Annotated in this window: 8 protein-coding genes; 2 read left to right on the top strand and 6 right to left on the bottom strand. The window is 41.1% G+C overall.

The window, feature by feature from the left end; all coding sequences use genetic code 11:
- Positions 1-17 precede the first annotated feature (17 nt).
- Together F1379_RS22565 and F1379_RS22560 are read right to left on the bottom strand one after the other, a co-directional pair.
- Positions 18-1,889: a UvrD-helicase domain-containing protein gene (locus tag F1379_RS22565; RefSeq protein WP_162551251.1), complete on the bottom strand. Its 1,872-nt coding sequence runs from the start codon at positions 1,887-1,889 to the stop codon at positions 18-20.
- Positions 1,876-4,002 carry an ATP-dependent nuclease gene (locus F1379_RS22560; RefSeq protein WP_150274257.1) on the bottom strand — a complete coding sequence of 709 codons (2,127 nt, stop codon included), beginning with the start codon at positions 4,000-4,002 and terminating at the stop codon, positions 1,876-1,878. Before F1379_RS22560 ends, F1379_RS22565 begins: the two co-directional genes overlap by 14 nt.
- Before the next feature lie 141 nt (positions 4,003-4,143).
- Between F1379_RS22560 and F1379_RS29860 the strand changes: the two genes are divergently transcribed.
- Complete coding sequence (locus F1379_RS29860) at positions 4,144-4,314, top strand: hypothetical protein (protein WP_162551250.1); 171 nt, start codon at positions 4,144-4,146, stop codon at positions 4,312-4,314.
- 827 nt (positions 4,315-5,141) lie between these two features.
- On the opposite strand, the gene F1379_RS22555 is transcribed toward F1379_RS29860, so the two are convergent.
- Both F1379_RS22555 and F1379_RS22550 read right to left on the bottom strand, forming a co-directional pair.
- Positions 5,142-6,116 carry a MerR family transcriptional regulator gene (locus F1379_RS22555; protein ID WP_150274255.1) on the bottom strand — a complete coding sequence of 325 codons (975 nt, stop codon included), beginning with the start codon at positions 6,114-6,116 and terminating at the stop codon, positions 5,142-5,144.
- A 466-nt stretch (positions 6,117-6,582) separates the two neighbouring features.
- Positions 6,583-6,873 carry a type II toxin-antitoxin system RelE family toxin gene (locus F1379_RS22550; RefSeq protein WP_150274253.1) on the bottom strand — a complete coding sequence of 97 codons (291 nt, stop codon included), beginning with the start codon at positions 6,871-6,873 and terminating at the stop codon, positions 6,583-6,585.
- Between the two features lie 201 nt (positions 6,874-7,074).
- Between F1379_RS22550 and F1379_RS22545 the strand changes: the two genes are divergently transcribed.
- Entirely contained in the window at positions 7,075-8,145 is a 1,071-nt protein-coding gene (locus F1379_RS22545; RefSeq protein WP_162551249.1) for a tyrosine-type recombinase/integrase, read from the top strand.
- Positions 8,146-8,446: 301 nt separating this feature from the next.
- Here the strand turns inward: F1379_RS22545 and F1379_RS22540 are convergent, their stop codons facing one another.
- Positions 8,447-8,830 carry a hypothetical protein gene (locus F1379_RS22540; protein ID WP_150274249.1) on the bottom strand — a complete coding sequence of 128 codons (384 nt, stop codon included), beginning with the start codon at positions 8,828-8,830 and terminating at the stop codon, positions 8,447-8,449.
- A gap of 70 nt (positions 8,831-8,900) precedes the next feature.
- Positions 8,901-12,707 (bottom strand): hypothetical protein, encoded by a 3,807-nt coding sequence (locus F1379_RS22535; protein ID WP_150274247.1) that lies wholly within the window; start codon positions 12,705-12,707, stop codon positions 8,901-8,903.
- Positions 12,708-12,743 lie beyond the last annotated feature (36 nt).

Raw genomic sequence — 12,743 nt, 5'->3', positions numbered from 1 at the left:
CTCATTTTCGTCTTCTATTAAGATAGGGATGGTTTGTATTCTTCTTCAACTTTCACGATCCTCCAACCATGCCTTATTGCATTGTGAATATCTTCATCTGAAATATTCTCCTCAAGCATGGCAACACCTGCGAAATAACGTGGCCGGCTTAGAGCAACATAAGCCAGTTTTAAAGTATCTTTCACAAACGAATCTTCAAGCAATTCTGGTTGATGAGTGCCGGTAAGAAACCTGAAAATCGAATACATGTCTGAACTTCCAGCTCTATTCGATTCTAAGAGGAGCGTAGCAAAGTGAGTTTCGCCTTTAACTCCATGGATAGTGTTTAGCTCTAGATTCATTTCTTCAGTAAGTACTGTCTCACTAAGTTCTGATTGCGGATCCTTCGCTAGAATTTTCTCTAAACTCTTCCTCAGATTGGTCATACTTATAGGCTCAATTTTAGTCATATCTTCATATAAGACAGCTGCTATACATTCCTTGTATTTAGCCTCCAGTTCAACCAATACTACGGATTCATCCATTCCTTCATTAATGGCTCTAATCCAATTGGCCCAAATGGCCTTTATCTCAATGTATACCTTCGGATGTTTCTGACTTAAGAATTGAGAAATGTTCTTTAAATACTCGTTTCTCTCCGTCCTATCTCTGCTATCATTTCTTCTTAGTCCAGCCAACAATGATTGATGACATTCATGTAGACAATCCTGCATTTGTGAGTACAATGGCTTGCCGACTTTGGAGCGTTGATACGCTTCTGAATACCACTCAAGTGAATCATGATGGTGACAAACCGCTGCTATTTTCCCTTTGATACCGGCAGTTTCAGCGGAAGCAGCTTTGAATTCAGAAACCATTCGATAATAAACCGTTAACAAGTGTTCTTTGTTCTCATGATTAAAAATAAAAAGATGCGGTTTGGCGGAGTTAATTGCTACATTGGCTTTCAGGGTAGTATATTCCTCAATACATGTTGTTCTAAGAATGTTAGCAATATTCTCTCCGAAGCGATTACTGTAGTTTATTTGTAGACTTTCTTCTAGAGACGGCCTCCAGGCATCCTCTTTACCATAGAGGCTATAGAGTGCTTGATAAGAATCTCCGTACCACTGAACTACAGTTTCTTCATTGTTTTCAATCAACATTCTAAGCGTCTCATATTGATCGGTGCTGGTATCCTGAGCTTCATCAATAAAGAAGTATTGAAACCGATTCTGAAATGCCTGCTGGATTGCCGCCTTATGGTTGCGAATATACCACTTAGCAAGTTCCACAGTATCGGAATGCCTTAAAAATCCTTTGCGAAACATGTCCTTAATCGTATTTAAAATAGATTCATGATAATTCCCAGCCGCTCTTCTTGAAATAATGCGAAGCTGATCATTGGTGTCAATATGTATATCTGTTCTATCGACCGCAGTAATAGGTGTTTCATAGGTCCAATAATCTGGTCTGTGATACTCAAAAAACCGTTCAAAATACCTCTTATATTCTTCATTATCCATTAAGTAAAAGGTATCCCTTTGAGTATAAGCACCATATGCCTTCATTGAAAAAAACACATTAAAAAACTCATGAATAGTCCCAATAAAATGAGGGTATGCAATACTGCTAATCCCTAGTTTATTTAAGCTCTTAATAATCTCGTCAACAGCAACATTCGTATGGGTAATGACACAGATCCCTTTATTTGAGCCTTCTTTTTTAAGTTTTTCCAAGAGCAAAGAAATTTTAGCAATTAGTACCGTCGTTTTTCCACTTCCCGGACAGGCCATAATGTTTGTTGAATGACTTGAGTTGATTACGGTAACTTGCTCAGGTTGGAAATGGCGGTTTCCTCCAAGCAGCAGGGATTCGATTTTCTCTCGATTTTCATCATGTAGTAGCATTTTCCGGTGCTCCCCCAGTGACGTTGTAGATAGCATCTCTTAAATAGCGCAAATTCCCATCGGTTAACAGGACTCGTTGTGCCTCTGCTGAATTCTTTTGTAATATAACCGCTAAGTATTGCGCTGCTGCCGCCTTAGATACATTTTTCTTAAGCAACGGTCTATAAATTTTATACGCTCTTTCTTCCACAGATAAGCTTCCAAGGGATTCCTTATGAGCCTTGAATTTTTCTTCTCGTTCAGCACTTTCAAGATCTTTATGCTGAATGGTAAATATCGCTTCAGCCAGCATTATTCCCAAGTCACTTAATGCAATTTCATACTCTAGAGTCCACTTTTCAGCATAGTAAAGATTGATATTCCCCTGCATAGTACCATAATTGTCAATTAGTTTTTGAGCTTTATGTGTTCTTAAGGAATCAATTGTTTCTGCTGAAAGAGTCTTCGTTGTCAATTCAATAATCTTTGTGAATGCAGCAACGCCCACTTTAGCATAGCTTTGAAGTTCTTCTCTAAAACTCGATTTAGTGCCGAATGCTTGATTTATTAAATGGGTAATCTGTGTGGATTCTATCTTCATCTGATCAGCAACCTGATCGATGTTTTCTTCATCTATAATATAGATATCTTTTAGGGCAGGTAATTCATCATCACTTTTCTTCTTCTTATCTAAATAATATTGCAATGGTCTCACATCCAGGTCTGTCACTACTGAAACGGGCATCTTCATTTTAGTGTCAGGATAACTTTCAAGCCAAGCCGCTGATCTAGAGTAAATTTTCACGTATCTTTTGAATGCTGTATTGCCTATATTCACGATAGAAACTCCAAATTTATGTAATGGTCGATCCATCAGGTTTGCAAGCGTTGGGAGAAGAAGATTTTCTGCGTCACCTTCTACAAAAATAACACCTTTTGCAAAAAATAGATTGGATTTGGTGGCATCTAAAAAACGTTCTAGAAATTCATAGTCCTCTGAATCCAGATCAGTATGTTCTGATCCCATGGGATAAGCGATTCCATCATACAGCAGAATAATATGCTTTAACTGGGTGGACGCCGCAAGGGTTGTACTATGAGTGCTCAAAATGAACTGACTCCCTAGACTTTCTGTTTCACCAGTAACTTTTTCTTGCAAATACTTTATTAAGCGTAATTGGGCCTGAGGGTGAAGATGCGCCTCAATTTCCTCAATCAGTGTCAAGTTGGGGCCCATGGCTAAATCGTCATCGTGTAGAAGTAACTCCGCGGCAATAAAAAGTAAGTTTAAGCTGCCTAAACCAGAGGGTACTTCTTCAAGCAACAAACTGAGTCTTCTTAAAATTTCGTTCAATTTCACAGATGTAATTTTAAACAAAGATTTAGGCTTCGCTTCCTCCCCTACCGGCTTGTTAAAAAATTCTTCTAGGTATCGTAGGAGTTGTACCTGAATGGTCTTGTCTTGGTCAGTTCCATAAGGTTTATCGAAAAAAGCCTCTACCCTGTTATTAGCTTCCTCAAAGGTTAATTCAAGTTCATGCTTTACTGTCCGATCTTTGACAATAAAAGCAGGATGGCTTCTTAAAATTTGCGCTAACCGGGAACGAATACCCGGCTGGAGTTCTATTTCAGCATTTCTTAAAGGCTTCAGATAAGTTGTGCGAAGAATTTCTCTGGCTAATCCCTCGAGGCGGGTAGACGAAACCTCAGGACCTGCCTTTATGTATTTATCGATCCGCTCTGCGATGCCAGCTTCCGCTGCCTTTTTCTTTGCAAATAATCTCACCTGTAGTTCATATTTACCCTCATGATCAAACGTCAGCCATTCGAAAAATATTCCTGCTTCTTCCTTGCTTAACCCAGAAAGAAAGCATTCAATTTTTAGTTCAGTTGTACTTTCCCCCTCTTTCGGAACAAAAAAGTCCTCATCTGTAATTCGTAGATTGTCATCGCTTGTTGTTCCCAGGGTAAGTTTAATGGCATCAATAATTGCTGTTTTCCCCGAGTCATTTTCTCCAATCAGGAGGTTAAAGGTCGGGTGGAAATGTACAGTAGTTCCCGGTAAGCTATTGTCTTCATTAATAATGGTTCCGTATTTTCTGAAGTTCCAGATTCTCAGCTCTTTCAGATACATGTTGGCCCCTACCTCAATTCCTATAAATTCTATTCTTTGTCATTATATTATATCCTCTCTTGATTCTCGCATTAATCTTTTTTTTTGAAGTGTGAACCTTTTGTTATTGTTAACTTAAGCCGTTTCAAGAGGAAAATAGAATTGCTCGATGTATTGAAAATGGCATTAACGTCCGCATTCACGAGCTTCAACCTGCCTGAAAAAACGTGTGTCGGCTGCGCCGAACGGGAAATCCGGTATCGTCCAGAGCACCAGGAGCGCGAGCTGCAGCTGCTCGTGCCGGTCGCTGTCGCCGGACGCCCTGAATGGTAAGCCCGGCTTTATAAGGACCACCAATATACAACTTAATTTCGAGTCTAATACTTTATTTTTCAGTCTAACGCTATTTTCTTTCTACAGCTGGACGGCGCGCCGAGGGGCAATTTCCCGGCGCGCAACATGGCCACACACTTCCGAATCTACAGTAATTTCCCGGGCGTCTCAGGTACTGGGCTGGTGAAAATTGGCCGCCTAGTGGATGCACCCTAGGTTACTCTACAGTTCGGCAAAACCCTCCGTTTAACTGGACGGGCTGTGCCTCGACGACGCGGGACATGGTCAAGTCCTTCCGAATCTGCAGCGCCTGGAGCGAAGCTGGTGCTTGACGAATGAAAGTCGTACGCACGGCGAACACACTACAAGTCTCTTCATCCGGACAGAGTCCTGCAGCTTCTGGACGTCTACTCTTGGGAGCGCGTTGACGGCGTACGACATGGCAAGTCTTCCGGATCTGCAGTAATTGATCTGACGCCGCTGCGCCAGACGGTGAAGGTCAGCCACACGACGAATGAAATCAGGTCTACTCAGCCGGACAGATTCCTGCTGATGCTCGGCGACTGCCTCTGCGGTGCGCGACATGATCAGGGCCTTCCAGAGAAAGCAATCCTTGGGCGCCGCCTGTGCCGCGCAGGTGAAGCGTTGGACGCATCTATGGTTGCTCTACAGCTCGTAGATTTCCTTTAGCTGCTAATAGCGGGAGGAACAGTATCAGCGCGTCGAAACTCTACAATGGAAACCGGCTTCTCAAACTACTCGAGGTTTAGATGCATAAGCATAAGAATGAGTAAAGCGCCCTCTTTTACAAATAGAGGGCGCTTTACTCATTCTTCGTCAAATTTATTACTTCGATCACTTTGCAGCGCTTTTCTTAATAGTTCATTTAACGCTTGGTCAAAATTCATGTTATGATTTTCTGCATACTTTTCTACTGATTTAACAACAGTTTTCTTTAAGTGCGATCTCCGAGTGATCGTTTCTCCATCTAGATAGACCATTTCTCCATGAAAAGAAAGTTGACCTTCCAACTTATATTTATTAAGAAGTTCAACGTCCGATAGGGTACCCTTAAACTCGCCCTTTCTCGTTTTAACATAATAAGTCGATTCTCTATCAAATACCCTTACGTTCTTTGTGCCTAGATAGAAGACCATTCTTTCTAATAGGTGATAAATCTCTGAAGTAATGGATTCAGGTTTTGGGAAGGAAAAGATTATTGAACCTGCTCGCTTCTCATATGGAAAATTCAGGCATTTATTAGAAACAGGTAAAGAACCATCATTAGGTTCTATTGTATATCCATTTTCTGATAGTAATTTTACGGGTTCTACAGAAATAACGATAACTAGCTGTTCATTGTATCTGAAATTATCAAACAAGCGAAGGTCATTATTGTATAACTGAAGTTCTCTGCCTCCGTCTCGCATCTGATGAGTATTCTTTGCTTTCAGGGCTTCTTTTAGCATTAGGCAATCCGCTTTTCGGAACACTCTTCTCTCTTGCCGACCGTACATAATTAGTTGACTAGGTATCTCAGGCGGATCAGCTTTAGCTAGCATCGCTAAGTACTGTTTAGTTACTCCTACCAGTTCTGCAGCATCTTTTAAAAATAAAACATCCGTACCAAATAACCGTTTGACTCTCTCATATTCTTCTTGACTGAAACGATACCCACCATCGCTGCGATAAGTATCGGCATTGATAGCAGTTATCATTCCTTTATCAACCCATAGTCTGATGGTGTTAACAGACTTCCCGAATAGGTTGGCCATTTCCTTTTGTGAGATATATTTTGACATTAGTTTTGATCCCTCGCAACGGAGATAGTCCAGATAGGAATATAGTCCCATAGTCCATATGTAGCTTAACAAAATTATGTATATATGAATATACTTTTTTTCCCAAAGCAATGCAATCTATCTTGCACATGATAATATGATTTCTCAAATATCTCATAATTAAACAGTAACTTAAAGCTTGAATTATGACAGATGAACAACTAATCGTCAATTTATTACACCGGTTCATAATTCCAACAAACATTTTACTTGCGACGGATGCGCTTGGTAGGCTGAAAACTTAAGTTACCAGTACTTTTACCGCTACCATATTTGGAAGTATCGCTTCCTTTGGATTTAGTATTCTCAGTAACGGTAAGAAAAATAAACAGAATTATTGTTGGCAACAATACAAATGCCCACATTATATAATTCCCTCCATTATAAATGATGTAACTAATTAGATACTGATAAAGACCCTTCACATCTAACAGGCATCGAACCATTTATGAATTTGCTTTTCATAACATTGAGAGTTCCTATTTTCTATTTTCCCGATATAAATGTCAGAGTCGATGATTTTATAAAAAATACGAATTCTCTGAACCTTTATTCGTTTTACCGTTGAACAACGATTCACTGAACTAAATCCAAGCTGAAGAGGCCATGGATTCTCAATCAGAATTTCAAAAGCATCTAAAATTCGTTTCTTATCCTCTTCATTAAACTCATTAAATTCTTTTTGAACTCTTTTAGAGACCATGGAGATATTATACATAAATTTCCCTCCCTTATTTGAATTACTTTCTATATATACTAACACCATATTTTGGCTTAGTACATAACGTAAAATGCATTTCTGATGTTTATTTTACGATATTAAATTAAACATAGGCAAATTATCAATTTTTCTATCTTATCTGACAAAATGGAATATGATAAAATAAGTTTACTTTCCATTTTGATAGGAGATACATATATGTCTAACATGCCTACTAATATTCATAATACCAATATATTGTATCCTTTTAATTTCAAAGGGTACCCAACCAGTTTCAACCTATTAGATAGCAGCTTGTTCAAAACATTATCTACCGAGCAATTCAGACATACCAATTGGAACGAAATTCCTGATGAATTGCTAATGTACATTTTCTTACATGACGAGCCTACATACGGTAAAAAGCGTGTGCAGGGTACTAAGAAAGAATACCTTCGTGATTTACAAGGGTTTCTTCTTTATTCCGCTTCATTGGGAGGAATAAAGCATCTCGACCCAGCAGATCTTCTTGTGTATCAGGACCGCCTTTCTGAACATTACGCAAATACTACATTTCGAAAAAAGGTTTCTGTCCTAAAACAATTTCTTCGCTATATTCATCTCAAGAAAATAATTCCCTCTGATCTATCCATAATGATGAAGAACGTTGCTCAGCCAAAAGACGAACAAAAAAACAGAGATATGTATCAGCATGAGGTAGACGCGTTACTCGAATATTTTCGGCCAAGGAATTTTAATATGTTCACCCTCCTATCTGTTTTAGTTAGTACAGGTATGCGCATAGAAGAGCTAGCTTCAGCCGAATGGCGTAAAGCTTATTATCTTCCTACTGTCGGCTTTCATTTTATTGACGTGAAAGGCAAAGGCGGAAAGGTAAGGCCTATCCTAATTTTTGAGGATACTTTCGATACAATTAAAGAATTTAGAGAAAGAAAAGGATTAGAAACCGAATTAAACCCAGCTGACGAATCGGCATTTTTCCCAAAGCCTAATGGTAGGCATTACAATTCAGCTTATTTATCTAACCTTTTTATAAAGGAAATTAACAAATCCGCTCTCCCTTTTCTTAAATATAGAGCGGATCCCATTACACCTCATACATGTAGACATTATTATGCTTCGTTTTTGACTTCTGCAGGATCTACTATTGATGCAGTTAAAGATGCTCTGGGACATCAGAGTATTATTACGACTCAAGGATACCTTTGGAGATACCGGCAACAGGAAAAACATGCTGCTATAGTTGTTGGAAAACGTTTCAGCAAGTGAGTTTAGGATTAAATCACAAACACCAATACCTCACCTTTACTGCAACAAGCTTTTGGGTGTCTTCAGCATACATTAAATAAAGCGACTCAGCTTTAGTGTTATATATTGTTCCATATGTATCGCAATTGCTATCAATGCAGTTATCTTTAACTGTAAACCAATCTGAAATTTCATATCCTGTGTCGCAGTAGGGGGTAGACAATTGAGCAATCGAAGGATCCTCTATGTATGTCACTTCAAAAGTATATCCTTCATCGTTTCCTGAGGAATCTTTAATATATTCCTTGGCAATTTTTATGGATTAAGTATCTGTAAAAAAGGCCTTTAATTTATAGACTTCTTGTTTGCCCCATGAATTTAATAATGAAATTTCAACATCTTTAATCCCCCTTGATGAGTTCCAAAGCCAGCTCAATAATATACTTACAGCTGCATTGTTCCGATCCCAATTGTTACGATATTCAAAATACTCAAACTCCTCTTGGATTTCGATGACATAATATAACGTACGAACTAAAACACTAAGGGATTCTTTCTTCTCCTCATCTTGAACAGTAACGGGTATTAAATCTATATTCTTGATACTTATTAAATCCTCTTCAGTGACTTCTATCTCTTTTGAAATCGTCGTTTTTTCAATGCCAAAGAGATGCAGCTTTACAGCTGCTATAATGTTCTGGAACACTAAAAACATTCTCCTCTCAAAAAAAATTCAGAATAAAGAGGTAAGAGGAGGTTGCCCTCCTCTCATATAATCATTTAATCCGATGAGATTTGAAATATTCCGTCCATTCGCCGAGGATATTTACTGTGACAGTATCAACTTTTGTACTGTAGTCATTCTTTGCTGTGAATGTAAAGGTAACTGGGCCGTCCGGAAGTTGCTCAAATACTTGATTGTACAACTCTCCTGTCCACAAAGTTCGATCTGCGCCTGCAGGTGTCAGTGTTGTGTTATAACCACCGCTCATTGTAACTTGAATGCTTGTGGGCATCCCTGTTGCATTAGCCTGCAGAACAAATTTCTCACCTGCCCAAAATACACTGTATCCCCGCGGAATTTCCGGATTCCCACTTTTCTTAACGTTGTAAGCCTGCCGATGCTCATTCCACTCTACCGTATGCTGTACCGCACCCCGTACAGTCAATAGGTTCACCATTAAATATTTGCGTGGGGAGATGCTGCTCCATCCGAAGCCATCATATGCCTCCACTTCCAGCGCATATACCTCATTCTCCTGCAGCGTACCTGCAGGTACCGTCCACTGCTTAGCCCCGGATATTTGTTCCCCTGAATCGACTTTTAAACTTCCATCCGACACACGGTAGATTCGAACCTTATACCGCTGCTGGGCATCGCCATCAGCGTCCTGGTAGTCCCACTTTATGACCGGTGTCAGGGTATTAGAGACCGTAGGGCTTGCTTGGCTTGAGCTGGTCGGGTACGTAATGCTGACCGCTGGCAGCCGGTTGGCCACTGTAATGGTTTGGGATACTTCGCGTTTCAGCCCAAGTGAATCCGTGGCTACCTGTCTCAAAATAAAGGAGCCGTTTGTCGTAAATTGCTTCGTGAAATTGGCTGCTGCACTGGCCATCCCTTCCGTTCCGCCTGCAGGCTTCAGATAATATTGATAGGTGACACTGTCACCGCTCGGAATATCCGCATCGGTGGCCGTGCTCTGGATGTTGAGCAGATCCGTCCGATAAATCGGGCCGGTCGCCGCGTTTCGCCCGGTATCAGTGATCATCGTAAACCCAGGCTGTGGTGGATTGTCGATGATAAAGGCTTTTTCATTGGAGATATCCGACCAGGAATTCATGGAGTATACCCGGCCCACTACGGTGAACAGCTTGAACCGATCAAATGTACCGTTGGGCACCTGGAATTGCCGCACAGTTCCGGCGCTATCCGCATACTCATATGACTTGGCCAAGATGCTATCCTTCGTATAGAACTCCAGTGTGTACTTCTCTTGTACATCATTTTCAGGATCCGCATACGTCCACTGTATCAGGGGATCGCCTGCAAGGCCTGTGTCGATAATAGTTGGGCTGCTGCTTGTTCCGGCCGGCGCTGTTAAAGTCATCGCCGGTTTTAAGTTTTCCTGGACTGTGACCTTCAGGCTGGCAACATTAGACTTGGCACCGATTTGGTCGATGACCCAGTGCTCGATCGTGTATACGCCGGTGTGGTAAAAAGTCACATTGATCGATTTGTTATTCCGGAGCAGTGTGGCTTGTCCTTCACTGTCGATCACCCGCCAGTAATATTGCAGGCTGCTTACGTCTGAGCTGTCCAGATCCGTTGCCCCGGAGGTATAGACTCTTGTCGTGTACTGTGTTGTGTCTGTAGGGCCGGCTATATCCGCTGTCGGCGTATGGTTTAGGACCTCAAACATTTGGGTTGCATACGCCGTTTGGCTGCCGTCTGAAGCGTTCAGGCGCATTTCCCAATCCGGAGATATGGCTGCTTTATCGGAAAGCCCGAGGCTCCGAATCAAGTCACGAACAACCACGCTTTGATTACGATTACTGCCGGCGTAGACGTAGCTCGCATTCCCCTTACGACCGTACCAGGTATAGGTCAGCGGATCTCCATCCGCATCCGGATCTGGCGTTTTGTTGTCCATGACCACAATATCGTCTCTGTATACTTGGGACGGCATGGCAAATTGTGCAACCGGCTTGTTGTTAATGACATTGGCCCACTGCGAGCAATAGGCAGACCATGCTCCTCTGTTGTCTCGTACCCTCAAAACAACTTCATAGCTCCCCACGCCGTATGTTGTAAGGCTGGGAGGAATGGCGAAGGAACCGCTGTAATAGTAAACCTGGGAGCCATTTTTCCGTATTACCCACTCGTACGTATCCAGCGGATCATTATCCGGGTCATACGATTTATCCATAATCGTGGTGCTTTTGCGATAACTTACATTCGTGGGGTCGATCATAAAATTAGCGACCGGCGGCAGATTCGATCCTGTACCCACCAGTTGGGAAGCCCAATCCGACCAGACACCAATTCCTTTCGAACCATCTATATCCCTCACCCGGAGACGTAATTCATAGGCATCATTGGTTGGGCGGCTGTTCAGTTGGCCATCATTCCATACTTCATCACCGGCTTTTCTCCATTGCCACTGCCGTTCAGATAATCCCTTGTTGTAAGCTGTTGTATGGTCGATATCGTATGAATTGTCCGTAACCTGTATGCTGTTTCCGATGAGCTTTGCAGAGAACATGGCTGTTGGCTTCCGATGAATGAGGAATATAAGGGAAGACTCGTTATCCCTACTCCACTTCCGGAATTCATCAAAACTTTCGCCTTGGGGATTATCCCGAACTTGTACGATGGCATTATACCAACCTGGGAAATTGAATGAATTATACATCGATGACCGCCATAACCCAGAATCACTGAGCATCCCTGATGGATTATCAAAAAATGTTGGGATGTGATCATACCGAAACCGCGTAGCATACTGGGGATCACCTTCATAATCTTTATAGGATGAGCCAATTTCCACGCTTGAACCAACTAAATAATATTCCTTATTTTTAAGTTTATTTTTAACCTGAACGGTAACTTGACCTGATGCTTTCATGTTGAAAGGATCTATAGCACTGACAGTCATTGTGTATGTACCTGGTGGTATGGATTCTGAGATTACATCCATCAGAATAGAAAAATGTTTTGGGGACAGTGTATCATTGACCTTGATTCGTTTGTAAAACACATTAGGTATTTCAGCGATTACATCTAACTCATCGTTATTCGGGTCTTGGGCGAAACCTTCGATGTTAAAGACGTTTGCCCCTTCATCATTTAGAACAATCGCATTATTCTGTGAAGTTATACTTAGGGTCGGCGGACTATTATTGATTAGGGGGATTTTCACCATGTCGGGCATCTCATATTTTAGGTAAAGTCCATTATCGATCATATCACTCCAAGTTACCCCTATTTCAAGATACAATGGGTCTCCGATTAACGAACCCGCCCAATAATCTGGGTCCGCCATATCTAGCGTATAGCTTTTCGCTTCCCAAACATAATCTCCTATTGTGTTATAATCATTAATATATTTTTCACCGACGTAACTCCCACCCATACTCCACTTAATGAATCTTTCAACACTCCCCCATTGACTGGATTGTCCGTAAACTTTAATTTGAGCTACGTAAGGATTTGACATAAAGGCCCAAGCATCTGTAGGTTCTATTGGATAAGTTAACTTACGATTAGTTTGTACTCTTGTAACAAAACGACCCACATCAAAAGTAAGCAATCTTGTAACACGATTAAATTTAATATTAGTAACAGAAAAGGCTTCTCGGTTAACCGTACTGCGGGATTCATAGCATTGATTTGCGAAACACCGATTGGTTTCTGGTAATTCGCCGTACAAAGTCGCCGCCGGAACGTAATAGTCATTAAATGTAATGTTGGTGGTATCTAGTGCCTTTGCCTGGTTATCAGGGAGGTATTTAATGAACCCTCCATCAATTAAAAGTAAAAAACATAGCATGGCCATAAGAATTTTCCGTAATTTCTGGGTCATTTAATCACCTCTATTTCGTCAAGATAGGAAGTAGGG

The sequence above is a fragment of the Paenibacillus tepidiphilus genome, assembly GCF_008635795.1.
GTDB classification, from domain to species: Bacteria; Bacillota; Bacilli; order Paenibacillales; family Paenibacillaceae; genus Paenibacillus_AQ; species Paenibacillus_AQ tepidiphilus.
The sequence above is the reverse complement of the archived record's forward strand: the minus strand, read 5'-3'. Positions and strand labels throughout refer to the sequence as shown.